Origin of the sequence: Streptomyces sp. NPDC052012, from assembly GCF_040689265.1 — a bacterium.
Taxonomy (GTDB): Bacteria; Actinomycetota; Actinomycetes; order Streptomycetales; family Streptomycetaceae; genus Streptomyces.
On the sequence record NZ_JBFAXA010000007.1, the window covers coordinates 176,680 to 202,375 of the forward strand.

Consider the following 25,696-nt stretch of genomic DNA (forward strand, 5'->3'; position numbering starts at 1 on the left):
AGACCTCAGCCGGTGAACTTCAGATCGGTGATGGCCTGCTTGTACCCGGCGTCACTGTAGGCGTCCCCGGGCGCGGACGGCATGGCGGTGATCCAGACGAGCACGTACCGGGTCTTCACCGGCTTGCCGATCTCGACCGTGGCGCTGTCCCCGGTGGTGGTCACGCTACCGAGTTTCCGCATCGCGCTCACCGGGGTCGACGAGCTGGTGGAGTCCGCCGCGTACAGGGTGATCGTCGTGTGGTCGCCGGTGTAGCGAAGCGCTATCGACGACGACTTCACCGTCTGTTCGGAACCGAGGTCGTAGACGATGCCCACGCCGGGCTTGTAGACCGGGTTCATGTCCGGCCCGTCGAGGAAGCTCTTGGTGCGCCAGTAGGTCGAGGGGTCGCCGTCGTAGGTGTTGGGCACGTCCTCCGGCGCCTGCGCGCCGCCCTTGGCGACGTACTCCTGGGCACCGTGGATCGCGAGCGGCTTGGCCGGCTTGGCCTCGTCGCCGCCCTTCTCGTTCCCGTCCGTCGTCTGCGTCGGGTTCGTGTCGTCCGCCTTGCCGCCCTGTTCCATGAGGGCGTCCGCGAGCTGCCAGCTGCCCAGCCCTAGCGCGGCGATCAGCAGCGCGGAGACGGCCCACTTCAGTGCCTTGCCGGTGCGGCTCTGCAGCGGAGGGGGCGGGGCCGGCACCGGCTGGGTGGCCCGGATGTGGGCCGCGGGGCGGCCGTAGGTGCCCTGCTGGTAGGTCGTGCGCTGGTAGTCGGGCGGGGAGGTGAACGCGGGCTCCGGCGGGCGGATGCGGGGCATCTCGCCGATCGCCTTCACCAGCTCCTCCGGTGTGGTGCAGGGCGACTCGTGCCGGGACGCGGTGGCACCGTCGTTGGCGAGCGCGCGCATGGCGAGCTCGGACAGACCACGGTGGACACCGGCGCGCACCTGGTCGGGCGGGATCAGACCGATGTCCTTCGGCAGCCCCGACAGACCGTAGGCATCACTCTCGTACGGCCAGCGCTGGGTGAGCGCCGCGTAGAGCAGGGCACCGATGGACTCGGTGTCGGTGCGCTGCGGGGTGTCGGAGCTGATGCCGCGCAGCGCCGCGTTGACGGCGAGGCCCCGGATGCGCCACTGGCCGGTCGAGGTGCGCAGCACGGCGTTGGGGTTCAGACGCAGATGCGCCAGGCCCTCACGATGGGCCGCCGCCATGGCGGAGGACACCTGACTGACCATCTGGTAGGCGTCGTACACCTCCAGTGGGCCGGCGGCCAGGAGCGCGGTGAGTTCGGTGGCGTCGGGGAGCCACTCGTGCACGACATAGACGACGTCGTTCTCCTCGACGGCGTCCAGGACTTGCACGAAGCGGGGGTCGCCCAGCAGGGCGGAGGAACGGGCCGCGGCCAGGACGGAGCGGGCGCGGGAGTGGTCCGCGGGCAGGATGTGCACACCGACGGCGCGGCGGAGCTTCTCGTCCACGGCACGCCAACTGCTGAATCCGTCCAGACGGGTGACGCACTCCTCGAGGCGGTAACGTCTGGCGAGCTTGTGACCACTGTGCAGTTCGGGCGGCGAGGTCTTCCCGGAACCGTCGGCCCCGGTGCTCTCCTGTGCCTCGTCGCTGTCCGTGTCCCGCTCCCGGTTCTTGGCCACCCCGTCGGCCGTGGACTGGTCCGCCTCTGCGGTCAGCGACTCCTCGCCGCTGTTGTCTGCCACGTCGACGGCAGCTGTGCTCCGTTCCGCCACCGTCGTTCCCTGCCTCCCCATCCGTTGTGCGTCGGCCGGCGTCCGTTGCGCGCCGCCCGACGCAGACATCAATTGTGCCCACAGTCCGCCGCTATGCACGACACACGGTGGCTGACGATGGTTGTGCGTCTACCCCCTGCCTCAGCGTCCCAGGCGTCCGCGGACCATGCCGACCAGCGAGTTGAGCTCCTCGATGCGCATGCGGCGTGCCGCGACGAAGAAGACACCGAGGAGGACCGCGCCGCCGGCCAGGATCGCCGCGAACGATCCCGCGACGCCCTGTCCCAGCGCCTGGCTGATCCCGTAACAGGCCGCGCCGCTGAGCAGCATGGCCGGTACCGATGCGATGCAGAGCCGTGCGTAGGTCCGCAGCACGCGTGCGCCGTCCAGGTCTCCGCCCAGGCGCTTGCGCAGCCGCCGCCAGGCGACACCGACACCGATCGCGTAGGCCAGGCCGTAGGAGGCGGCCATGCCGACCACGGCCCAGCGGGCCGGCAGCACGAGGAAGCAGACCGCCGAGGCGATCGCGTTGCCCGCGGCCACGATGACCGTGTTGTAGAAGGGGGTTCGGGTGTCCTCATAGGCGTAGAAGGCGCGCAGGACGACGTACTGAACCGAGTAGGGGATCAGGCCGAGGCCGAAGGCCATCAGCATGTAGCCCATGTTGGTCGCTTCGCTCGTGCCCGAGGAGCCGAAGATCAGCGTGCACATGGGGACGCCGAGCGAGACGAATCCGAAGGCGATCGGCACGATCGCGACGGCGGTGGTGCGCAGGCCCTGCGAGATGTCGTCACGGACGGCACCGGCGTCGTCCTCGGCGGCCGAGCGCGAGATGCGGGGCAGCAGGGCGGCCATGAGGGAGACGGTGATGATGGCTTGCGGCAGGCCCCAGATCAGCTGGGCGTTGGCGTAGGCGGCGAATCCGGTGCCCTCCACGTCGGAATCCAGACCGGCGGCGGTGGACAGCTGGGTCACGACCAGCGCGCCCGCCTGGTTGGCGAGGACGAACAGGACGGTCCACTTGGCCAGCATGGCCGCCTTGCCGAGACCGTGGCCCTTCCAGTCGAAGCGCAGACGGATGCGGAAGCCGGTCTCGCGCAGGTAGGGGATCATCGCCAGGGCCTGGACCACCATGCCGAGCAGGACACCCACACCGAGCAGCCGCTCGCCCTCCGGCGGGATGTTCGCGACGCTCATGTGGGAGTCGGCGGCGGTTCCGTACACCCAGAGGAAGGTGCCGAGCGTGACGATGATGACGATGTTGTTCAGGACCGGGGTCCACATCATCGCGCCGAAACGGCCGCGGGCGTTGAGGATCTGACCCATCACCACGTGAATGCCCATGAAGAAGATCGAGGGCAGGAAGTAGCGCGTGAAGGTGACGGCGACATCGTTGGCCTCGGTGTTGCCGGCGACCGGGTTCGACAGGGCTCGTACGAGGAGCGGCGCGGCGAACCACGCGAGGGTCGTGAGTGCCGCCAGGGCCACCATGACGAGGGTCAGCAGACGGTTGGCGTACGCGTCGCCGCCGTCCTCGTCCTCCTTCATGGCACGCACGAGCTGCGGCACGAAGACCGAGTTCAGCCCGCCACCGATGGTGAGGATGTAGATCATCGTCGGCAGCTGGTACGCGACCTGGAACGAGTCGCCGAGGAGGCCCAGACCCAGCGCCGAGACGATCATCGCCGACCGGATGAACCCCGTGAGACGGGACACCATCGTGCCCGCTGCCATCACGGCGCTCGACTTCAGCAGGCCACCCGCCCGGCCGCCCTTCTTCGCGGCGGGCGCCGGAGCCGGTTCCGGGGTGGGCGCCTCAGCGGCGGGGGGCGGCGTGGCGCCCGCGTAGTGGCCGGGTGTCGCCGAGGAGGGACCCGGCACGGACGCCGGCTCGTGGGGACGGCCTCCGCTCTGCTGCCGGTCCGGGCGTCGATCATGGTGCTGCTCGGGATAACCGCTGCCCTGCTGCTGGTCCGGGAGGACGCCGCTGTGCTGCTGGTCGCGGAAGAGGTGGGCGAAGGCGTCCGGCTCGTGGCGCTGGTCACCGGCCTGGCCGACCAGCTCGTCCACCCCCACGAACTGCGTGGTGCGCGGATCGTCGCCGTACGGCAGGTACTGGGTCGGGCCGTCCGGCTCCGGCGCGGGCGTCTGGGCCCACACGCGCGGATCGGGGGCGTGGGGCGGCTGGGGCGGCTGCCCGTACAGCGGCTGCTGCGGCGGGTACGCGCCAGGCGGGGGCGGAGGGTGCGCGGCGCGGTCGTAGAGCGCCTCGGCGACCGGGTCCTGGGCGGAGATGTCCTGCGCCCGGTAGGGATCCTCGTCGTACGCGTCCTGGAGGTACATGTCGGAGGGTGGCTGCGGCACCTCGTCGTGCCCGGGCGGCGGACCCTCGGGGTGGTCCGGCTCGGGGTGCCCCGAGCTGCCCGCGGCATGGCCGCGGTCACCGTCGTACGGCGCGTTCATGGTTACCCCACCTCATCGTCCCGGGCCCACCGGCCACGACATCCTCAACGGTCCACTCTCTCACCCGTGCCCGACGGGTCGGCGCTTTCCGGTGCGGTGTCCGGTGCCGGGTCACTCGGCTGATGGGGGTCGTCTGCCCGTGAGCCGGACCCCGACTCCTCGGTGAGACGTTCCGCGGCGCCCTCGGGGTTCTGCGGGGCGCCGGTCTCCTCGCCCATGAGGTCGTCCTCCGCCGCCTCGCGGGCGGCCGCCCGCTTGCGCTGCGTGTACATCCGGAAGCCGGCCAGCACGAGCAGCAGCACCCCGCCGCCGATGACCAGCATCACGGTGGCGGTGATCTCGGTGACCTTGACGTCGAAGGTGACGGGCTCGCCGTACCTCTGGCCGTCCGGTGTGTACAGCTGGGCGACCACGGTCGCCCGGCCGTTGGCGTTGGCTGACGTGGTGAACTTCACCGACTGGCTGTGGCCGCCGGAGACGGTGACGGGCTGCTCCTGGTAGGCCTCACCGTCGATCTTGAGGCGGGTCGGGTTGGTCGAGGACAGCCTCAGCACCAGATGGTCGACGCCCTGCACCAGGTTGTTCTGGACCGTCACCGGGATCGTGGCGCTGCGGCCGGAGAGCTTCGTCTCCGACTTCTCGATCAGCTTCACCGAGTCGATGAGCCCGTCGAGGTAGGTCTCGACCCCGCTGCGGTAGGTGGCCGCGTCGGGGGCACGCCCCCGCCATGACGCGGACATGGCCCGGTTCAGGGCGCGGCCGAACGGAGTCACGACCCGGTCCGCACTGGACAGGATGACCTTGAACTTGTCGAGCTTGTGCTGCGTCCTCGCGATCTGCTCGAACGCCGAGCGCGGCAGCTCCTGCTTGCGCAGGGCGGACGGGTACGCGGAGGCTGAGGGGATCTTGGTCCCCGCTGCCGGGTCAGGCTTGGCCTCGGCGGCCGCCGTGAGGTCCTGGGACTCGGACCAGGTCCCGTCCTGGAGGGCCTTGACGGCATCGGCCATCGTCTGGGCCTGGCTCGCGGACGGTGTGCGCTGGGGGGTGACGACGACGCTGCGCTGCTCGTTCGTCTGGAGGCCGAGCATCAGACTCTGCGCCAGGAACCGCTGCGTCGCGAGCGTGGACGCGGAGGCCTTGGCCATGTCGCCCTGGAACGCCGTGGACAGCCGCGCGTCGGCGACCACGGCCGTGGTGCCGCCGCCGATCGGACGTGGCGCAGAGGGTGTGTAGGACAGGCCGCTGGTCTCGTTGAAGGTGTCGCTGCGAGCGATCACCTGGTCGGCGCCCGCGGAGGTGGCGACCTTGACGATGGACGGGTCGACCGCGCCGTTCACGGGCCAGGCGAAGTCCGTGGTCGGGGTCACGTGGAGGATCGTCTGCACGGTCTCGGTGGCGGCGTCGGTCGCTTCCTTCAGGTGGTTCAGCGAACCGGCGACGGCCGTGCCGTTGTGGGCGAGGGAGGCGAGATCCGGGTCGCCGAAGGGCAGAGCGACGATCTCCTTGTCCGCCACTGCCTTCTGCAGCTGGGCGAGCCATCGCTCGGCGACCTGCTCGTGGCGGCCGGGGACGTTCTCGTCGCCCTCGCCACGGACCTCGTAACCCTGGGTCATCGCATCGACGGAAGCCAGCAGGTCCGGATCGATGGCCCAGGTGACGTCGAGTTCCTGGCCCAGTGACACCATCCGGTCCAGCCGGCCGCCCGGCGCGATCTCCTCGGCGAGTTCCTCGTCACGGAACACCGGCGTCTGCTGCTCGTTCGAACCCGTCTCCGCCGTCACATGGACGTCGGAGATCAGCGGCCACAGGAACGTCGTCCTCGTCTTGGTGTCGGCCTCCTCGGGCTGCCAGGGCAGGAAGGTCCGCTGGACGCCGAGGGTCTGTTCCCACTGCTGCGCGGCGGTCCGACCGGCCAGTGCCACGGCCAGCTGGTAGACCCCGTCCTGTCCGAGATCCAGTTCGTCGACCGGCACGGAGATGCTGAAGGGCCGGGAGACGCCCGGGGTCAGCTTCGCGAACTCCTGCGTGTACTGGCCGCCGATCTCCGGGCCGACGGGAGTCCGGACGTCGTCGCTGTTCCTGGCGATCGTGTCGATCCCCGAGCGGGTGGTCAGCGGGGGGCTCACACTCAGGCCGACATGGGCGTCGGTGACGGTCTGCTTGCCCCTGTTGGTCACCGTGCCGGACACGGTCACCGTGTCCCCTTCGGTGGGCACACTGGGGGTCAGCGCATCCACGGAGACGGCCACCTGGCCCGCTCCGGCGGCGGCACGCGGGGCATCCTGACCGGCGGCGTCCGCGGCAGGGGCGGCGGGCAGCTGGAGGAGCCCGGCCAGAAGCGGCACTCCGGCGAGCAGGACTCCGGTACGCCGCAACCAGCGGCGGGCAGGTGAGGGACTCGTCCCCTGGAAGTCTGCCGCCTCGGCCACGCGCTCGCCCGTCCCTCGTCGTCGTCAGTGGTCGTCGGAATGTGCGTCCAGGCATGGTAACGATGCGCGCTGAGAGGAAGTGCCGCGGACCGTTGTGCAAGATCGGCAAACAAAGGCCCCGCGTCCCGTATGTGCCTCTATAAAAGGGAGAGGTTCCCCACGTCGCGAGTGCAGCGCTTGGCGGCGTATCGCCCGGGACGTCAGCGCCCGGCCGGTGGCGCCGAATGGGGGAACAGAATGGGGGAGCTGTCGCCCGCCCCGGCCACGTACCCTCTCTTGTTGTGCCGAACGCCAAGGAAGAAACCAGTGCCCTCAGCCAGGTGCAGGACCGCGCGGTGAGTGAACTGCTGCGGGTCGCTCCTGTCGCCGATGACCTTGCCCGCCGTTTTCAGGAGGCCGGGTTCTCACTCGCCCTGGTCGGTGGCTCGGTACGGGACGCGCTGCTCGGCCGGCTCGGGAACGACCTGGACTTCACGACCGATGCCCGACCGCAGGACGTGCTGCAGATCGTGCGGCCGTGGGCGGACGCCGTCTGGGACGTCGGGATCGCCTTCGGCACGGTCGGGGCGCAGAAGGACGGCTACCAGATCGAGGTGACCACCTACCGCTCGGAGGCGTACGACCGCAGCTCGCGCAAGCCGGAGGTGTCGTACGGCGACTCGATCGAGGAGGACCTCGTCCGCCGCGACTTCACCGTGAACGCGATGGCCGTCGCCCTCCCGGACAAGGTCTTCATCGATCCGCACGGCGGTCTGGCCGACCTCGCGACCCGTCTGCTGCGGACACCCGGCACGCCCGAGGCGTCCTTCTCGGACGACCCGCTGCGGATGATGCGCGCCGCCCGCTTCGCGGCCCAGCTCGACTTCGATGTGGCTCCCGAGGTCGTCGCCGCCATGACGGAGATGGCGGGGCGTATCGAGATCGTCTCCGCGGAGCGCGTGCGGGACGAGCTGAACAAGCTGATCCTGTCCTCGAACCCGCGCAAGGGCCTGACCCTCCTCGTGGACACGGGGCTCGCGGGATACGTGCTGCCCGAACTGCCGGCGCTGCGTCTGGAGAGTGACGAGCACCACCGGCACAAGGACGTCTACGAGCACACTCTGATCGTTCTGGAGCAGGCGATGGAGCTGGAGGACGGGGGTCCTGACCTCACCCTCCGTCTGGCGGCCCTGCTGCACGACATCGGCAAGCCGCGCACGCGCCGCTTCGAGAAGGACGGCCGGGTCTCGTTCCACCACCACGAGGTGGTCGGGGCGAAGATGACCAAGAAGCGGATGACGGCGCTGAAGTACTCCAACGAACTGGTGAAGGACGTCTCGCGCCTGGTGGAGCTCCACCTCCGCTTCCACGGCTACGGCACGGGGGAATGGACGGACTCCGCGGTCCGCCGCTACGTCCGTGACGCGGGTCCCCTCCTCGACCGCCTCCACAAACTGACCCGCTCGGACTGCACGACGCGCAACCGGCGCAAGGCGGCGGCGCTCTCCCGTGCGTACGACGGCCTGGAGGAGCGCATCGCCGCGCTCCAGGAGCAGGAGGAACTGGACGCCATCCGCCCGGACCTCGACGGCAACGAGATCATGCAGATCCTCGACATCAAGCCGGGCCCGGCGGTCGGCAAGGCGTACAAGCACATGCTGGAGCTCCGCCTGGAGAACGGGCCCATGGAGCACGACACGGCGGTGGCGGCACTCAAGGAGTGGTGGGCCGAGCAGCAGGACTGAGCCGGCGCTGCGGGGTCATGTTTCACGTGAAACATGACCCCGCAGCATGCAGAGAGGGCGGTGTTTCACGTGAAACACCGCCCTCTCTACGCTCCGACGCAGGTGTTACTTCACTTCCTTCAGGCAGAGAACGACCTTGTGGCTGTCGCTGCCGGTCTGGTAGTAGGAGATCGTCGCTTCCTTGACGGTCTCGCACTTGGAGTCGTCGCTCGTGTTGTCGAACTTCTCGACGACCTTGTACTGAGCATCGCTCGAGGAGCAGTCGACCGTCTTGAGGTCCGGGCTTATCTGCGTGCCCTCGTTGTGCATGCAGCTGCCCACGGACGTGGTCTCGGCGTCGGTCTGACCCCACCACCACTTGCCCACAGCGATGAGAATCGCAACGACGATGAAGCCGACGATGCGCAGCATCTTCTTGCTGAACCGCTTGGGCGCGGGCGGCGGAACGGGGGCCCCAGGCGGTGGGAAGCCGGGCTGTCCTGCCTGCTGGGGGAATCCGCCCTGGGGCGGCTGGCCGTAGGGCTGCGGCTGCTGGCCCTGGGCGAACGGATTGCCCTGGGGCGGCGGAGTAGTCACTGGGGGTCCCCCTCAAAACATGGGTGTTGACGCGAATCGCTCGCTGATAAGACCCACGTAAGCTACCGGCCGCCACTGACAACTCTGTAGCCCCAGAGGGCTCTGTGGCATTGATGTGACACTTACTGGCGTTCAAAACGGGCCATAGCCACAGCTACCGCTCCGTAGATAACGGCGATTGTTACGACCAGCGGGACCGATCGGCCGTCAGGCGGCAGCATCAGGGCCGCCACCCCGGCCGCGCCCACGAACGCCACGTTGAACAGGACGTCGTAGACGGAGAAGATCCGGCCACGAAAGTCGTCGTCGACGGAGGCCTGGACGATGGTGTCCGTCGAGATCTTGGCGCCTTGGGTGGTCAGCCCCAGGACGAACGCCCCCACGAGCAAGGGCGCGGTGGCGAAGGGAAGACCGAGCGCGGGCTCCAGGACCGCCGCCGCGCCGGCGCACACCACGATCCAGCGGCCCGGCCCCAGTCGTCCCGCCGCCCACGGCGTCAGGACGGCCGCCGCGAAGAAACCGGCACCGGAGAACCCCAACGCCAGCCCGAGCAGGGCGAGTCCCTCGTCCGTGGTCGTCGTCAGGGCGTACCGGCACAGCATCAGCACCATGACCAGCATGGCGCCGTAGCAGAAGCGCATGAGCGACATCGTCGTGAGGGCCCACGCGGCCTCCCTGCGCGGTGGCGCGGCGAGATGGCGTACGCCTGCCACCAGGTCGCGCGCGGTGCCGGTCAGTGCGGTGGCGAGCCGTGGGTTCACCACCGCCCGCTCCGGTCCGAGGAGTTCCTTGGCGATGCGCAGTGAGGCGAGGGCAGCGCACAGGTACAGGGCCGCGCCCACGACCACCACGGCCGCGTCGGAGTCCGCGACGAGAAGGCGTACGAGGAAGGCGAGACCGCCGCCGGCGGTGGCGGCGAGCGTCCCCGCGGTCGGCGACAGCGAGTTGGCGATGACCAGCCGCTCGGCGTCGACCACGCGCGGCAGCGCGGCGGACAGACCGGCGAGGACGAAGCGGTTGACGGCGGTGACGCACAGGGCGGCGACGTACAGCAGCCAGTCGGGAACGTCGCCGAGGATCAGGACGGCGGTCGCCGTGGCCATCAGGGCGCGCAGCAGATTGCCGTAGAGGAAGACCTGGCGGCGGCGCCAGCGGTCCAGGAACACCCCGGCGAACGGGCCGACCAGCGAGTAGGGGAGCAGGAGCACCGCCATGGCCGAGGCGATCGCCGCGGCCGACGTCTGTTTCTCCGGTGAGAAGACCACGTAGGCGGCGAGCGCGACCTGGTAGACCCCGTCGGCGCCCTGGGACAGCAGCCGCACGGCGAGCAGACGTCTGAAGCCCTGGAAGCGCAACAGAACACGCAGGTCACGGACGACGGCCATGGCGCACAGCCTCACATACGAAGAGGGTCTCCGGGACGTACGACCCGGAGACCCTCAACTGCCCACAGCGAGCGCGCTTAGCGCTCGACCTCGCCCTTGATGAACTTCTCGACGTTCTCGCGGGCCTCGTCGTCGAAGTACTGCACCGGCGGGGACTTCATGAAGTACGAGGACGCCGACAGGATCGGGCCGCCGATGCCCCGGTCCTTGGCGATCTTCGCGGCGCGCAGGGCGTCGATGATGACACCGGCGGAGTTCGGAGAGTCCCAGACCTCGAGCTTGTACTCGAGGTTCAGCGGGACGTCACCGAAGGCGCGGCCCTCGAGGCGGACGTAGGCCCACTTGCGGTCGTCCAGCCAGGCGACGTAGTCGGACGGGCCGATGTGGACGTTCTTCTCGCCGAGCTCCCGGTCGGGGATCTGCGAGGTGACGGCCTGCGTCTTGGAGATCTTCTTGGACTCCAGGCGCTCGCGCTCGAGCATGTTCTTGAAGTCCATGTTGCCGCCGACGTTCAGCTGCATGGTGCGGTCCAGGATGACACCGCGGTCCTCGAACAGCTTCGCCATGACGCGGTGCGTGATGGTGGCGCCGACCTGGGACTTGATGTCGTCACCGACGATCGGCACACCGGCCTCGGTGAACTTGTCCGCCCACTCCTTGGTGCCGGCGATGAAGACCGGGAGGGCGTTGACGAAGGCGACCTTGGCGTCGATGGCGCACTGGGCGTAGAACTTCGCCGCGTCCTCGGAGCCGACCGGCAGGTAGCAGACCAGGACGTCGACCTGCTTGTCCTTGAGGACCTGGACGACGTCGACGGGCTCCTCGGCGGACTCCTCGATGGTGGCCCGGTAGTACTTGCCCAGACCGTCGAGGGTGTGGCCGCGCTGGACCGTCACACCGGTGCGGGGGACGTCGCAGATCTTGATGGTGTTGTTCTCGGAGGCGCCGATGGCGTCCGCGAGGTCGAGACCGACCTTCTTGGCGTCCACGTCGAAGGCGGCGACGAACTCGACGTCGCGGACGTGGTAGTCGCCGAACTGGACGTGCATCAGGCCCGGCACCTTGGCCGCCGGGTCGGCGTCCTTGTAGTACTCGACTCCCTGCACCAGCGATGCCGCGCAGTTGCCCACGCCGACGATGGCTACGCGAACCGAACCCATTCCGGTTGCTCCCTGTGTGTACGAGTGAGGCCCTGAAGCGGGTCTCACGTGGCGGTGTCGTCGGGCGTATCCGGCCGGGGGTCGTCCCCGGACCGGGGCAGGCCGCCCGTCGCTCCAGATGTCCTGTCCTGCTGAGCGGCTCCCCCGGAGGCGGAACCGCGAAGGTCCCGACCTGCCCGCTCACTCTCGATGAGCTCGTTCAGCCAGCGCACTTCGCGCTCCACGGACTCCATTCCGTGGCGCTGGAGCTCAAGCGTGTAGTCGTCGAGGCGCTCCCGAGTGCGCGCCAGCGAGGCGCGCATCTTCTCCAGACGCTCCTCCAGGCGGCTGCGGCGGCCCTCCAGCACGCGCATGCGTACGTCGCGCGACGTCTGCCCGAAGAAGGCGAACCGCGCGGCGAAGGTCTCGTCCTCGTACGCGTCGGGACCCGTCTGCGAGAGGAGCTGCTCGAAGTGCTCCTTACCTTCGGCCGTCAACCGGTAGACGATCTTGGCGCGTCGCCCGGTGAGGGTCGCGGCGGCCTCGCCGACGTTCCCCGGTTCCTCGATCAACCAGCCGTTGGCGACCAGCGTCTTGAGGCAGGGGTACAGCGTCCCGTAGCTGAACGCACGGAAGACGCCCAGTGACGTGTTGAGCCGCTTGCGCAGCTCATAGCCGTGCATCGGAGATTCGCGGAGCAGGCCGAGTACGGCGAACTCGAGGATCCCGGAACGCCGGCTCATCGTCGCCTCCTCTCGTCCTTATGCCGCTCTGATGTATCGACTCGATACATCATGACGATAGAACGGCCTTCCGGATGCGACAAGGGGGAGAGTGGTGAACGGGATCACATCCCCGATTCATAGCGAGCAAGTTGCCTGATTTGAGGTGAACTTCTGGGCTCGGCAGGTTTTGACGGTGCGTAGTCTGTGCGCCATGCACACCACCGGGAACCGAGTGACGTCTGTGGGCGTCCCTGTCCCCGGTGCAGTACGGGTGAATGCGGCCAGCGCCGTATCCGTACTTCGGGGGGACCGGAAACCAGCCGCCGTTTCCAGGCGCGCAAGGGTGCGCCTGCCCGAGGAGTAGTCGTTCGATGAGCGAGCACCGTCGCAAACCGCCGCAGCCGCAGGGAGGCGGACGTGCCGCGGCCCGACGCGGCCAGTCCGGCTCGTCCTCCGGCCGCCGCGCGGCACCGCGAGGCGCCACCGGGTCGCCGTCCGATTCCTATGGGCCGGGATCCCACGGCTCGGCGGGTGAGGGGCGCACGTACGGCAGCCGCGCCGAAGCACGGCGCGCGGCACAGAGAGGCGGGGGTGGCCGGCGCCGGGCATCCGAAGCCGGACCCGGCAGCCGGCGCGCAGGTTCCACCGGCCCCGGTCGCGGCAGGGGGCGTGCGGCACCCCCCGGCAGGAAGCGGTTCATCGACTATCCGCGCCACGACAAGGACGGCTGGCGCCGCTGGGTGCCGTCCTGGAGGCTCGTCTCCGGCCTGTTCATCGCGTTCTTCGGCAGCCTGGTGGCCATCGCCGGAATCGGCTACGCGATGGTGGGCACGCCCGTCGTCGCGGAGACGGCCACGGCGCAGAACAACGTCTACTACTGGGCCGACGGCTCCCAGATGGTCGCCACGGGCGGTGAGCGCAACCGGCAGATCGTCAGCCTGGCGCAGATCCCGGAGGCGATGCAGAACGCCGTCATCTCCCAGGAGAACAAGACCTTCTACAGCGACAGCGGCATCGACCCCAAGGGCATCGCCCGCGCCGTGTTCAACATGGCCCGCGGTGGCGAGACCCAGGGTGGTTCGACGATCACCCAGCAGTACGTGAAGAACGCGATGCTGGAGGACCAGTCCCAGACGGTCACCCGTAAGTTCAAGGAGATCCTGGTCTCCATCAAGGTGGGTGCCACCGAGGACAAGCGAACGATCCTCGAGGGCTACCTGAACTCCGCGTACTACGGCCGCGGCGCCTACGGGATCGAGGCCGCCGCCCGCGCGTACTTCAACAAGCGGGCCGTCGATCTGGACGAAGGCCAGTGCGCCTTCCTCGCGGCGGTGCTCAAGGGAGCCACCTACTACGACCCGGCCGGTGCGACGTCCATCGACCCGGTCGGGGCCACTCCCGAGAAGAACAAGAAGCGCGCCCTGGCCCAGATGCAGGACACGCTGGACAAGATGGTCGAGTACGGCCATCTGGACGCTGCGAAACGGGCCGAGTTCACCAAGCTCCCCAAGGTGCAGAGTCCGCGGTCGAACACCGCCCTCAGTGGCCAGATCGGCTACCTCGTGGACCTCGCCAAGAGCTACATCGTCACCCACAGCAAGGACACCGGCATCACCGCCGAAGATCTGCAGCGGGGCGGCTACTCGATCTACACCACCTTCGACAAGAAGAAGGTGAAGGCGCTCGAGGACTCGGTCAAGAAGGTCTACAAGGAGAACATCGACCCCAAGAAGCGCCCGGACAAGGACACGCACGTCCAGTTCGGTGGTGCGTCGGTGAACCCCGCGAGCGGTGCGATCGAGGCCATCTACGGCGGTGAGGACGCGACGAAGCACTTCACCAACAACGCCGACGTGACCGGCGCCCAGGTCGGTTCGACCTTCAAGCCGTTCGTGCTGGCGGCGGCCATGAAGTGGGGGGTCCGGGACCCCGATCTCGACGAGGTGCAGGCCCAGGACGAGCGCACGATCGTCTCGCCCAAGAGCCTGTACCCGGCCAAGAACAAGCTCAAGATCAAGAACTACGACGGGTCGATCTGGCAGAACGAGAAGGGCGAGGAGTGGCTGCAGGTCAATGACGGCGACGTCTCGTACGGCACGCCACCCCGGTACGAGGTCGATCTGCGCGAGGCGATGCGGGAGTCGGTGAACTCGTCCTTCGTGCAACTCGGCATGGACGTGGGCCTCGACAAGGTGAAGGAGGCCGCCACGGACGCCGGCGTGCTGGAGAGCAGCCTGGCCGGAACCGACTACCCGTCCTTCTCCATCGGTACGTCCAGCCCCAGCGCCATCCGCATGGCGGGTGCCTACGCCACGTTCGCGGCCTCCGGGGAGCAGCGGGAGCCGTTCTCGGTGAAGAAGATCACGAGCAAGGACGGCACCGTCTTCACCCACAAGACCGTGACGAAGCAGGCCTTCGAGGAGAACGTCGCCGACAATGTCACGGACGTCCTGAAGACCGTCGTCGAGAAGGGCACCGGCACCAACGCCCAGCTGCCCGGTCGTGAGGTGGCCGGCAAGACCGGTACGACGGACGGCAACAAGTCCGCATGGTTCGTCGGATACACCCCGCAGCTGTCCACCGCGATCAGCATGTTCCGGTACCCCGACGACGAGAGCATCAAGAACCGAACGTTCCTGGAGATGTTCGGCACGGGTGGGCAGGAGAAGATCCACGGTGCCTCGTTCCCGTCCGAGATCTGGGCGGACTACATGGGCGACGCGCTGAAGAACGAGCCGGCGGAGCGCTTCCCGACCCCTGAGCCCATCGGTGAGATCGTCAACGACAATCCGACCCCGAGCCCCACTCCGACGCCCACGGAGACCGAGGAGGCGACGCCGTCGGCACCTCCGACGCCTACCGAGTCGGCGACCGTCCCGACTCCCACCCAGACCGCCACCTGTGAACCGTTCGACTTCAACTGCGACGACGGCGACACGAGTGGCAACGATCAGGGCGGCACGGACAGCGGCGGGACGGACGGTGGTGTGACCGGTTCACCGGCGCCCACGGTATCGGGCGACCCGGGGAACAGCAGAGGCAACGGCAACGGAGGTGGTCTCTTCGGAGGCCCCGCCGGTTAGCCGGACCAGCGCCCGGCTTGGGTGTTTCACGTGAAACGCGTCGCTGTTTCACGTGAAACACGGGCCGCCGTACCGCTCGGGTACGGCGGCCCTCGCCGTTTTCCCGGACACGTACGGCAGGATGTGCGGCATGCCCAGTGGAGTATCGAAGCAAGCGGACGCCCACGAGCCGGAACTGGTACGTCCCACGGCCGAGGACGAGGTCGCCGCTGCCGGCAGTGAGCTGATCGGCGGCCCGCTCGGGCGGCGCGCGCTGCTCGGGACCTCCTGGTGGTCGCCGGTCCGGGTGATCGCGCTCGTGGCGATCGGGATGTTCGCCCTCGGCCTGGTGCAGAAGGCGCCCTGCTACAACGGCGCCTGGTTCTTCGGTGCCAGTTCCCAGTACACCCACGCGTGCTATTCGGACATCCCGCACCTCTACCAGGGGCGTGGCTTCGCCGACGGACTCGTGCCGTACTTCGACCAGCTCCCCGGCGACATGCAGTACCTCGAGTACCCGGTGCTGACCGGCCTGTTCATGCAGGTCGCCGCCTGGCTCACACCCGGCGACGGCAGCATCCAGGACCAGGAGCAGTGGTACTGGATGGTCAACGCCGGGATGCTCATGGTGTGCGCGGCGGTCATCGCCGTCTGCGTGACCCGCACCCACGCCCGGCGGCCCTGGGACGGTCTGCTGCTCGCGCTGGCGCCCGCCTTCGCCCTGACGGCCACGATCAACTGGGACCTGCTGGCGGTGGCGCTGACGGCCGCCGCGATGCTGATGTGGTCGCGGGGGCGCTCCCTGGCCTTCGGTGTCCTGCTGGGGCTGGCCACGGCCGCCAAGCTCTATCCCGTGCTGATCCTCGGACCGCTCCTGGTGCTGTGCTGGCGTGCGGGACGGTGGCGGGAGTACGCGACGGCTCTCGGGGGCGCGATCGTCGCCTGGCTCCTCGTGAACGGGCCGGTCATGCTCTTCGCCTTCGACGGCTGGTCGAAGTTCTACACGTTCAGCCAGGAGCGGGGCGTCGACTTCGGATCCTTCTGGCTGATCCTGGCCCAGAACTCGTCCGACCCGCTGAGCACCGACACCGTCAACACGCTCGCCACGCTGCTGATGCTGCTGTGCTGTGCCGGTGTGGCGGCGCTCGCGCTCATGGCTCCCCGCCGGCCGCGTTTCGCCCAGCTCGCGTTCCTGATCGTCGCGGCGTTCATCCTCACCAACAAGGTCTACTCGCCCCAGTACGTCCTGTGGCTGGTGCCGCTGGCCGCTCTCGCGCGGCCGAGGTGGCGGGACTTCCTGATCTGGCAGGCCTGCGAGGTGGCGTACTTCCTGGGCATCTGGCTGTACCTCGCCTACACGACCAGCGGCGACGCCCACAAGGGACTGCCCACCGACGGTTATCACTGGGCCATCGGACTGCACCTGCTGGGCACGGTCTACCTCTGTGCCATGGTCGTGCGCGACATCCTCATGCCGGAGCGCGATCCGGTCCGCCGTGCCGGAGACGACGATCCCTCGGGCGGGGTGCTCGACAGGGCCGAGGACGTGTTCGTGCTCGGGCCGGCGGCACATCCCGCACGCCACGCCGCGCATTTCGAGGGTCCGCGCGTCGAGTGGGGCGGACCCGGAGCCACCAGCGGTTCGCTCTGAGCGAATCCCCCACGGCCGAAAGGGGGCCTCGCCGTCCGGCGAGGCCCCCTTTCAATCGATGTTCAGTCCACCCCGGGGAACTCAGCGGTCGACGAGCCGGTCGAACTGCGTGGTGGTGTGCCGGAGATGCGCCACGAGCTCGTCCCCCACCTTCGGCTCGGGCGCGTCCGCCGGCACGAAGAGGATCGACACCTGCATGTGCGGCGGCTCCGCGAACCAGCGCTGCTTTCCGCCCCAGACGAACGGGGAGAGGTTCCGGTTGACCGTGGCCAGACCGGCGCGGGCGACGCCCTTGGCGCGCGGCATGACGCCGTGCAGCGCCTTGGGGGCCTCCAGGCCCACCCCGTGCGACGTACCGCCCGCCACGACCACCAGGAAGCCGTCCGAGGCGGCCTTCTGCTGCCGGTAGCCGAACCGGTCCCCCTTGGCGACGCGCGTGACGTCCAGGACCGCGCCGCGGTACTCGGTGGCCTCGTGGTCCCCCAGCCACAGCCGCGTGCCGATCCGGGCGCGGAAACGCGTCTGCGGGAACTGCTGCTGCAGCCGGGCGAGTTCCTCGGCCTTGAGGTGGCTGACGAACATCGTGTGCAGGGGAAGCCGCGCCGCGCGCAGCCGGTCCATCCAGCCGATGACCTCCTCGACGGCGTCCGAGCCGTCGGTGCGGTCCAGCGGCAGGTGGATGGCGAAGCCCTCCAGCCGCACGTTCTCTATGGCGGCATGCAACTGGGGCAGGTCCTGCTCGCTGACGCCGTGCCGCTTCATCGAGGACATCACCTCGATGACCACCCGGGCACCGACCAGTCCGTAGACGCCGTCGACCGACGACACCGAGCGGATGACCCGGTCGGGCAGCGGCACGGGCTCCTCGCCGCGCCGGTACGGGGTCAGCACCAGCAGGTCACCGCCGAACCAGTCCTTGATCCGGGCGGCCTCGTACGTCGTGCCGACGGCGAGGACGTCCGCGCCCAGCCGTGTGGCCTCCTCGGCCAGTCGCTCGTGGCCGAAGCCGTAGCCGTTGCCCTTGCAGACGGGGACGAGCCCGGGGAACTGCTCCTGCACGTGCTTGTGGTGCGCCCGCCAGCGCGCGGTGTCGACGTAGAGCGTGAGCGCCATGGCCGGACCTGGAACCTTTCTCGTGGCTGCGGTGTATCAGAGGTGTGGAATCCGTTGAGGCAGTCGAAGCGACGAAGACGAGGTCAGCGGCGCGACATGTAGATGTCGAGCGCCTTGTGGAGCAGCTTGTTCAGCGGGAAGTCCCACTCACCGAGATACTCGGCGGCCTGACCGCCCGTGCCCACCTTGAACTGGATCAGGCCGAAGAGGTGGTCGGTCTCGTCCAGGGAGTCGGAGATGCCGCGCAGGTCGTAGACGGTGGCGCCGAGCGCGTAGGCGTCGCGCAGCATCCGCCACTGCATCGCGTTCGAGGGCCGGACCTCACGCCCGATGTTGTCGGAGGCGCCGTAGGAGTACCAGACGTGTCCGCCGACGATCAGCATGGTCGCCGCGGAGAGGTTCACGCCGTTGTGCCGTGCGAAGTACAGCCGCATGCGGTTGGGGTCCTCGGAGTTGAGGGCCATCCACATGCGCTGGAAGTACGACAGCGGGCGGGGCCGGAAGTGGTCGCGCACCGCGGTGATCTCGTACAGCCGCTGCCACTCGGCCAGGTCCTCGTAGCCGCCCTGGACGACCTCGACGCCGGCCTTCTCGGCCTTCTTGATGTTGCGGCGCCACAGCTGGTTGAAGTTCTTGTGGACCTCTTCCAGGGAACGGTTCGCCAGCGGCACCTGATAGACGTACCGGGGCTGGACGTCGCCGAAGCCGGCGCCGCCGTCCTCGCCCTGCTGCCAGCCCATGCGGCGCAGCTTGTCGGCGACCTCGAAGGCGCGCGGCTCGATGAAGTCGGCCTCCAGGTCACGCAGACGCTTGACGTCCGGGTCCTGGATGCCCTTCTTGATGGTCGACGCCTCCCAGCGCCGGATGATCACCGGAGGGCCCATCTTCACGGAGAACGCACCTTGCTGCTTCAGGTGCGCCAGCATCGGCTCGATCCACTCCTGGAGATTGGGAGTGAACCAGTTGATGACCGGGCCCTCGGGAAGATAGGCGAGGTAGCGCTTGATCTTGGGCAGCTGCCGGTAGAGGACGAGTCCGACACCCACCAGCTCACCCGTGCGGTCGTCGAACCAGCCGAGGTTCTCCGAGCGCCATTCCGCCTTGACGTCCGCCCAGGCCGGGACCTGCATGTGGCTCGCCGACGGCAGGCTCTGGATGTAGGCCAGATGCTGCTCGCGACTGATGGTCCTCAGGGTCAGGCTCATTCGGGGCGCTCCTCGGGCTGGTGTGTCCCCATGGGTTCAGGGGCTCCGGCTCTCGCGCGAAGCCTACTGCGCCCGGGGAGCGCCCCGGTGGGGCGCACGGACCTTCGCCCCAGCCTGTCGGCGGCCGGGGCGTCCACCGGTTTTCGGGATCGGGGTGCCTGGCGTCAGTCGACGACTCCACCGAAGAGGCCGCCGTGCGCCATGCCCAGGAAGAAGCCGACCGCTGCCGCGCCGAGGCCCAGGATGAGACCGAAGCGCTCGCGGGTCGTCTCCGAGATCCACTGTCCGTACGCACCGGTGAGGATGCCCACCAGGCCGGTCCAGGAGCTGAGCAGGTGCAGATGGTGGAACATCGCCGTGATGAAGGACGTGATGCCCAGCACCAGGGTCACCGCGAGCAGGGTGTCCTGGACCGGATGGGGCTTGCCGTCCGTGGCGAAGAGGCCGCCGGCGGTGTTGGGTCGCAATGCCTGTGCCATGGGGCACCTCCTGCGAAAAGCGGCGCATCGTAGCGCCATACACACCCGATGTGTACAGATTGACGGGCTCCCCGGACGGATTTCAACCGGAAGGCACTGTGCGGGTACTCTGTAGCGTCTGCACCGGTGTCTGTCCGGACAGAGCCAGGCAGGCGGCAGGGCAGGGTCCTCGTACCGTCGTGGTCCCCTCGGCCGACCTGGCAAGACCGCCGCCCGACCTCGATTGTCAGTGGCGGCTGTTTTACTGACAGGCATCGTTGCGCAACGCATCACGACCCTCCTGCCACGGAACGACCGTGGCCGCTGAGTCCAAAGGAGGTGGGTTCCACATGCGTCACTACGAGGTGATGGTCATCCTCGACCCCGATCTCGAGGAGCGTGCTGTCTCCCCGCTGATCGAGAACTTCCTTTCCGTCGTCCGTGACGGCGGCGGAAAGGTCGAGAAGGTCGACACCTGGGGCCGTCGTCGTCTCTCGTACGAGATCAAGAAGAAGCCCGAGGGCATCTACTCGGTCATCGACCTGCAGGCCGAGCCTGCGGTCGTCAAGGAGCTCGACCGCCAGATGAACCTGAACGAGTCGGTCCTCCGGACCAAGGTCCTCCGCCCCGAGACCCACTGAGCTCTCCCGCTCAGCTGAGCTCGGGACTCGAGTAGCAGCAAGCAGCCAGCAGCAAACCCGCCGAGAGGTTCCCCCATGGCAGGCGAGACCGTCATCACGGTCGTCGGCAATCTTGTCGATGACCCCGAGCTGCGCTTCACCCCGTCCGGTGCGGCCGTCGCGAAGTTCCGTGTCGCGTCGACTCCCCGCACCTTCGACCGCCAGACGAACGAGTGGAAGGACGGCGAGAGCCTGTTCCTGACCTGCTCGGTCTGGCGCCAGGCGGCGGAGAACGTCGCCGAGTCGCTCCAGCGAGGCATGCGCGTCATCGTGCAGGGCCGGCTGAAGCAGCGGTCCTACGAGGACCGTGAGGGCGTCAAGCGCACGGTCTACGAGCTGGACGTCGAGGAAGTCGGCGCCAGCCTGCGCAACGCCACGGCCAAGGTCACCAAGACCACGGGCCGCGGTGGCCAGGGCGGTTACGGCGGCGGTGGCGGCCAGCAGGGCGGCGGCTGGGGCGGTGGCCCCGGCGGCGGTCAGCAGGGCGGCGGCGCTCCTGCCGACGACCCGTGGGCGACCGGCGCTCCCGCCGGTGGCCAGCAGGGCGGTGGCGGCGGCTGGGGCGGTGGCTCCGGCGGCGGTGGCGGCTACTCGGACGAGCCCCCCTTCTAGGCGGGCCGTACCCACACTTCTTGATCACACAGGAGAAACACCATGGCGAAGCCGCCTGTGCGCAAGCCGAAGAAGAAGGTCTGCGCATTCTGCAAGGACAAGGTCACGTACGTGGACTACAAGGACACGAACATGCTGCGGAAGTTCATTTCCGACCGCGGCAAGATTCGTGCCCGCCGCGTGACCGGCAACTGCACGCAGCACCAGCGTGACGTCGCCACGGCCGTGAAGAACAGCCGTGAGATGGCGCTGCTGCCCTACACCTCCACCGCGCGATAAGGGAAGGGTGACCGACTCATGAAGATCATCCTCACCCACGAGGTCACCGGCCTCGGTGCCGCGGGCGACGTCGTCGACGTCAAGGACGGTTACGCTCGCAACTACCTGATCCCGCGGAAGCTCGCGATCCGCTGGACCAAGGGCGGCGAGAAGGACGTCGAGCAGATTCGCCGCGCTCGCAAGATCCACGAGATTCAGACCATCGAGCAGGCCAACCAGGTGAAGGCCCAGCTCGAGGGCGTCAAGGTCCGCCTCGCGGTCCGCTCCGGCGACGCCGGTCGTCTCTTCGGTTCCGTCACCCCGGCCGACATCGCTTCCGCGATCAAGGACGCCGGTGGCCCCGAGGTCGACAAGCGCCGCATCGAGCTCGGTGCCCCGATCAAGACCCTGGGCGCCCACGAGACGTCCGTGCGTCTGCACCCCGAGGTTGCCGCCAAGGTCAACATCGAGGTCATCGCGGCCTGATCGCCGCGCTCGCTGAAGCAGTGAGCAAGGGGGCCGCACCCTTCGGGGTGCGGCCCCCTTGTCGTGGGCGCGCGTCCTGCGTTTCACGTGAAACACGGTGTTTCACGTGAAACGGTCACCCGGCGCGGTCTGCGGACAGGGTCAGCGCGTGGCGCCCGTGACGACCCAGCGGCCCGAGCGGGTACGAAGCCACAAGGTGAGCATGCGGACGGTCATCATGAGCGTCATCGTGGCCCACAGCGCCGTGAGTCCCCCACCGAGCACGGGGACCAGCAGGGCGACCGGAGTGAAGACGACGAGTGTCAGCAGCATGGCCCAGGCGAGGTACGGACCGTCGCCCGCGCCCATCAGGACGCCGTCCAGGACGAAGACGATGCCGGAGATCGGCTGGGACAGCGCCACGATGACCAAGGCGGGCAACGCCGCGTCCTTCACAGCGGAGTCGCTGGTGAACAGGGGGAGGAACACGGGCCGCGCCAGGACCACCAGGACACCGAGGACGATGCCGACCGCGATTCCCCCCTCCACCATGCGGCGGCAGACGTCGCGGGCCCCTTGGGCGTCGCCGGCTCCCAGGTAACGGCCGATGATGGCCTGCCCGGCGATGGCGATGGCGTCCAGGGCGAAGGCCAGCAGGCTCCATAGGGAGAGGATGATCTGATGGGCCGCGATGTCGGAGTCGCCGAGCCGCGCGGCCACGGCGGTGGCGATCATCAGGATGGCCCTGAGGGAAAGCGTGCGCACCAGCAGGGGCACGCCGGCCTGGGCGGAGGCCTTGATCCCGGCGGCGTCGGGACGCAGCGAGGCGCCGTGCCTGTGCGCGCCTCGCACCACCACGAGAAGGTAGACCACGGCCATCCCGCATTGGGCGATGACTGTGCCCCAGGCGGAACCGGCGATGCCGAGGTCCGCGCCGTAGACGAGTACGGCGTTGAGCACGCCGTTGGCGACGAAGCCGGCGATGGCGACGTAGAGCGGAGTCCTGGTGTCCTGCAGTCCGCGCAGTACGCCGGTCGCGGCCAGGACGACGAGCATGGCCGGTATGCCGAGTGCGGAGATCCGCAGATACGTGGTCGCATAAGGAGCCGCCGTGTCGGAGGCGCCGAAGAGCTCCACCAGGGCGGGAGCCGTGGGCAGCACGACGGCGATGACGGCGGCGCCGAGCAGCAGCGCCAGCCAGATGCCGTCCATCCCCTGACGGATGGCAGCCGGCAGGTCGCCCGCGCCCACCCGCCGGGCGACGGCGGCGGTCGTGGCGTAGGCCAGGAACACGAAGACGCTGACGGCGGTCATGAGGAGGGCCGAGGCGACGCCCAGACCGGCGAGCTGTGCTGTGCCGAGGTGGCCGACGATCGCGCTGTCGGCCATGACGAAGAGCGGCTCGGCTACGAGGGCGCCGAAGGCGGGAACGGCCAGCATGACGATCTCACGGTCATGCCGGCGCCGGGCAGCTCGGGGGCGCGCGGGGGCCTGTGTCATGTGCACCAATCTAATCGTCCACAGGTAAGAGATGCAAAGCCTTTGTACCCCTTACTTGCTGCCCCGGGGTGTGTGCTTGCGTACACCGCCTGAAGCGATCTTGATCCGACTGGGGAAGTTTTTCTTCTGCACAGCCGGTGGATCACAAAGATGCAGGTCAGAGCTCTTTTCGCGAGGGTGGGCGGAGCTTGTTCACAGGGCTGTCCACCGGGTCGTGCACAGGTTTCGAGGAGTTGTCCACAGCATTGGGGCGGTCGTCCACATGGCCTGTGGATAACCAGATTGGCTGACGATGCCGTCGGGCCTACGGTGGTCCGGCGCCTGCTCCGCCCGCCGGTTTCCAAAACGCCACAAAACCGGCGCGCGCCAACCGGAGTTGGGCCTCTTATTTGTCAGTGCCGTGCCGTAGAACAGAGGGGCACGGCGAGGTCCGCTCGGCGGACGGGAGGAGGTGGCTCGGTGAGCATTTCCGAGCCCTTGGACGACCCGTGGGCCGACAGCGGTCCCAGCGATCGTCTGCCCGCCTCCCGCCGCCGTGACGACGGGGGCCGTGGCCGGGACGAGCAGCACGACCGCGGCCGGGACAGTGGTGTGTGGGACGGCGGGGGCTCCGCGTTCGAGCGGGTGCCGCCGCAGGACCTCGAGGCGGAGCAGTCCGTGCTCGGCGGCATGCTGCTGTCCAAGGACGCCATCGCCGACGTCGTCGAGATCCTCAAGGGCCACGACTTCTACAAGCCGGCCCACGAGACCATCTACACGGCCGTCCTCGACGTGTATGCGCGAGGCGAGCCGGCCGACCCCATCACCATCGCCGCGGAGCTGACCAAGCGCGGCGAGATCAACAAGGTCGGCGGGGCCTCGTATCTGCACACGCTGGTGCAGATGGTGCCCACGGCGGCCAACGCGGCGTACTACGCGGAGATCGTGCACGAGCGTGCCGTGCTGCGTCGTCTGGTCGAGGCCGGCACCCGCATCACCCAGATGGGATACGCGGCCGACGACGACGTCGACGAGATCGTCAACCGCGCACAGGCCGAGATCTACGCGGTCACCGAGCAGCGCACCAGCGAGGACTACCTGCCCCTGGGCGACATCATGGAGGGCGCGCTCGACGAGATCGAGGCGATCGGCTCCCGCAGCGGCGAGATGACGGGTGTCCCCACCGGCTTCACCGACTTCGACTCGCTCACCAACGGCCTCCATCCTGGGCAGATGATCGTGATCGCGGCGCGCCCCGCGATGGGTAAGTCGACGCTGGCGCTGGACTTCGCGAGGGCGGCGTCGATCAAGCACAACCTGCCGAGCGTCATCTTCTCGCTCGAGATGGGGCGCAACGAGATCGCGATGCGTCTGCTGTCGGCCGAGGCCCGGGTCGCCCTGCACCACATGCGGTCCGGCACGATGACCGACGAGGACTGGACGCGTCTGGCACGCCGGATGCCCGATGTGTCGGCCGCACCGCTCTACATCGACGACTCCCCGAACCTGTCGATGATGGAGATCCGCGCCAAGTGCCGCCGCTTGAAGCAGCGCAACGACCTGAAGCTCGTCGTCATCGACTACCTCCAGCTGATGCAGTCCGGCGGGTCCAAGCGGGCCGAGAGCCGTCAGCAGGAGGTCTCGGACATGTCCCGTAATCTCAAGCTGCTGGCCAAGGAGCTGGAGATCCCGGTCATCGCGCTCTCTCAGCTGAACCGTGGTCCCGAGCAGCGTACGGACAAGAAGCCGATGGTCTCCGACCTGCGTGAGTCGGGCTCCATCGAGCAGGACGCCGACATGGTCATCCTGCTGCACCGCGAGGACGCGTACGAGAAGGAGTCTCCCCGTGCGGGCGAGGCCGACCTGATCGTCGCCAAGCACCGAAACGGCCCGACGGCCACGATCACGGTCGCCTTCCAGGGCCACTACTCACGCTTCGTGGACATGGCACAGACCTGATCTTGCTCAGCGCCTCGTTTCGTACCTGGTCAGGACCACGCCGCCGGGAAACGTCCGGGTCTCGACCAGGTGCAGGTCCACCCAGTTGTCCAGCGCGGTGAAGAACGGCGTGCCGCCGCCCACCAGGACCGGCGCGGTGGCCAGCACGTACTCGTCGATCAGCCCGGCCCGCATGGCCGCCCCGGCGAGCGTCGCGCCGCCGATGTCCATCGGGCCGCCGTCCTCGGCCTTGAGCCGGGTGATCTCGGCGACCGCGTCACCGGTGACCAGTCGGGTGTTCCAGTCGACCTTGTCGATCGTCGAGGAGAACACCACCTTCGACATGTCCCGCCAGCGACGCGCGAACTCGATCTCCGCCGCGGTGGCGTCGGGCTGCTGGTCGCCGGTCGGCCAGTAGGAGCTCATCGTCTGCCACAGCTTGCGCCCGTACAGCGTCAGGTCGGTCGCCTGCAACTGGTCGGACCAGAACTGGAACAGCTCGTCGCTCGGCACGCTCCAGCCGATGTCGTCGCCGGGCGCGGCGATGTAGCCGTCCAGGCTCAGGTTCATGGCGTAGATCAGTTTCCGCATGGGCCGGCTCTCCGTC

The 25,696-nt window shown here is 68.6% G+C and carries 20 protein-coding genes; 8 read left to right on the forward strand and 12 right to left on the reverse strand.

Annotated elements, in window-relative coordinates; translation table 11 throughout:
- Positions 1-5 precede the first annotated feature (5 nt).
- From AB0412_RS15600 to AB0412_RS15610, 3 genes are all read right to left on the reverse strand, one after another.
- A complete protein-coding gene (locus AB0412_RS15600; protein ID WP_366403088.1) occupies positions 6-1,727 on the reverse strand; it encodes a protein kinase family protein in 1,722 nt (573 codons plus the stop codon).
- A gap of 141 nt (positions 1,728-1,868) precedes the next feature.
- Positions 1,869-4,190: a murein biosynthesis integral membrane protein MurJ gene (gene murJ, locus AB0412_RS15605; protein WP_366403089.1), complete on the reverse strand. Its 2,322-nt coding sequence runs from the start codon at positions 4,188-4,190 to the stop codon at positions 1,869-1,871.
- A 44-nt stretch (positions 4,191-4,234) separates the two neighbouring features.
- The gene (locus AB0412_RS15610) at positions 4,235-6,619 is read right to left on the reverse strand and encodes a DUF6049 family protein (protein ID WP_366403090.1); all 2,385 of its coding nucleotides are present in this window, start codon (positions 6,617-6,619) and stop codon (positions 4,235-4,237) included.
- Positions 6,620-6,900: 281 nt separating this feature from the next.
- Here AB0412_RS15610 and AB0412_RS15615 point away from each other — a divergent pair, with 281 nt between their 5' ends.
- Complete coding sequence (locus AB0412_RS15615) at positions 6,901-8,343, forward strand: CCA tRNA nucleotidyltransferase (RefSeq protein ID WP_366403091.1); 1,443 nt, start codon at positions 6,901-6,903, stop codon at positions 8,341-8,343.
- A 105-nt stretch (positions 8,344-8,448) separates the two neighbouring features.
- On the opposite strand, the gene AB0412_RS15620 is transcribed toward AB0412_RS15615, so the two are convergent.
- The 4 genes from AB0412_RS15620 to AB0412_RS15635 form a co-directional block, all read right to left on the reverse strand.
- Positions 8,449-8,919, reverse strand: coding sequence for a hypothetical protein (locus AB0412_RS15620; RefSeq protein ID WP_366403092.1), 471 nt, complete (start codon positions 8,917-8,919; stop codon positions 8,449-8,451).
- A 122-nt stretch (positions 8,920-9,041) separates the two neighbouring features.
- Positions 9,042-10,304 (reverse strand): MFS transporter, encoded by a 1,263-nt coding sequence (locus AB0412_RS15625; protein WP_366403093.1) that lies wholly within the window; start codon positions 10,302-10,304, stop codon positions 9,042-9,044.
- 77 nt (positions 10,305-10,381) lie between these two features.
- A complete protein-coding gene (locus tag AB0412_RS15630; RefSeq protein WP_366403094.1) occupies positions 10,382-11,464 on the reverse strand; it encodes an inositol-3-phosphate synthase in 1,083 nt (360 codons plus the stop codon).
- Positions 11,465-11,508: 44 nt separating this feature from the next.
- Positions 11,509-12,186 carry a helix-turn-helix transcriptional regulator gene (locus AB0412_RS15635; RefSeq protein ID WP_366403095.1) on the reverse strand — a complete coding sequence of 226 codons (678 nt, stop codon included), beginning with the start codon at positions 12,184-12,186 and terminating at the stop codon, positions 11,509-11,511.
- A gap of 353 nt (positions 12,187-12,539) precedes the next feature.
- Here AB0412_RS15635 and AB0412_RS15640 point away from each other — a divergent pair, with 353 nt between their 5' ends.
- Together AB0412_RS15640 and AB0412_RS15645 are read left to right on the forward strand one after the other, a co-directional pair.
- On the forward strand, positions 12,540-15,251 hold the full coding sequence (locus AB0412_RS15640; protein ID WP_366403096.1) for a transglycosylase domain-containing protein: 2,712 nt from the start codon (positions 12,540-12,542) through the stop codon (positions 15,249-15,251).
- A 130-nt stretch (positions 15,252-15,381) separates the two neighbouring features.
- Entirely contained in the window at positions 15,382-16,881 is a 1,500-nt protein-coding gene (locus tag AB0412_RS15645) for a glycosyltransferase 87 family protein (protein ID WP_366403097.1), read from the forward strand.
- An 81-nt stretch (positions 16,882-16,962) separates the two neighbouring features.
- On the opposite strand, the gene AB0412_RS15650 is transcribed toward AB0412_RS15645, so the two are convergent.
- The 3 genes from AB0412_RS15650 to AB0412_RS15660 all read right to left on the reverse strand — a co-directional run bounded on the left by AB0412_RS15650 (position 16,963) and on the right by AB0412_RS15660 (position 19,678).
- Positions 16,963-17,994, reverse strand: a complete 1,032-nt coding sequence (locus AB0412_RS15650; protein ID WP_366403098.1) for an alanine racemase — start codon at positions 17,992-17,994, stop codon at positions 16,963-16,965.
- Positions 17,995-18,077: 83 nt separating this feature from the next.
- Positions 18,078-19,199 carry a peptidoglycan bridge formation glycyltransferase FemX gene (gene femX, locus AB0412_RS15655; RefSeq protein ID WP_366403099.1) on the reverse strand — a complete coding sequence of 374 codons (1,122 nt, stop codon included), beginning with the start codon at positions 19,197-19,199 and terminating at the stop codon, positions 18,078-18,080.
- A 164-nt stretch (positions 19,200-19,363) separates the two neighbouring features.
- Positions 19,364-19,678: a hypothetical protein gene (locus AB0412_RS15660; protein ID WP_366403100.1), complete on the reverse strand. Its 315-nt coding sequence runs from the start codon at positions 19,676-19,678 to the stop codon at positions 19,364-19,366.
- A 329-nt stretch (positions 19,679-20,007) separates the two neighbouring features.
- Between AB0412_RS15660 and rpsF the strand changes: the two genes are divergently transcribed.
- From rpsF to rplI, 4 genes are all read left to right on the forward strand, one after another.
- Complete coding sequence (rpsF, locus tag AB0412_RS15665) at positions 20,008-20,298, forward strand: 30S ribosomal protein S6 (protein WP_004985983.1); 291 nt, start codon at positions 20,008-20,010, stop codon at positions 20,296-20,298.
- Between the two features lie 75 nt (positions 20,299-20,373).
- A complete protein-coding gene (locus tag AB0412_RS15670; RefSeq protein ID WP_309059419.1) occupies positions 20,374-20,949 on the forward strand; it encodes a single-stranded DNA-binding protein in 576 nt (191 codons plus the stop codon).
- A gap of 42 nt (positions 20,950-20,991) precedes the next feature.
- A complete protein-coding gene (rpsR, locus tag AB0412_RS15675) occupies positions 20,992-21,228 on the forward strand; it encodes a 30S ribosomal protein S18 (RefSeq protein ID WP_003949403.1) in 237 nt (78 codons plus the stop codon).
- Positions 21,229-21,246: 18 nt separating this feature from the next.
- Positions 21,247-21,693 (forward strand): 50S ribosomal protein L9, encoded by a 447-nt coding sequence (gene rplI / locus AB0412_RS15680; RefSeq protein ID WP_366403101.1) that lies wholly within the window; start codon positions 21,247-21,249, stop codon positions 21,691-21,693.
- Between the two features lie 141 nt (positions 21,694-21,834).
- Here the strand turns inward: rplI and AB0412_RS15685 are convergent, their stop codons facing one another.
- Entirely contained in the window at positions 21,835-23,172 is a 1,338-nt protein-coding gene (locus tag AB0412_RS15685) for an MATE family efflux transporter (protein WP_366403102.1), read from the reverse strand.
- 459 nt (positions 23,173-23,631) lie between these two features.
- On the opposite strand from AB0412_RS15685, the gene dnaB reads away from it, so the two are divergent.
- Positions 23,632-25,110 carry a replicative DNA helicase gene (gene dnaB, locus AB0412_RS15690; protein ID WP_260824901.1) on the forward strand — a complete coding sequence of 493 codons (1,479 nt, stop codon included), beginning with the start codon at positions 23,632-23,634 and terminating at the stop codon, positions 25,108-25,110.
- 6 nt (positions 25,111-25,116) lie between these two features.
- Here the strand turns inward: dnaB and AB0412_RS15695 are convergent, their stop codons facing one another.
- The gene (locus tag AB0412_RS15695) at positions 25,117-25,680 is read right to left on the reverse strand and encodes a dihydrofolate reductase family protein (RefSeq protein WP_366403103.1); all 564 of its coding nucleotides are present in this window, start codon (positions 25,678-25,680) and stop codon (positions 25,117-25,119) included.
- Positions 25,681-25,696 lie beyond the last annotated feature (16 nt).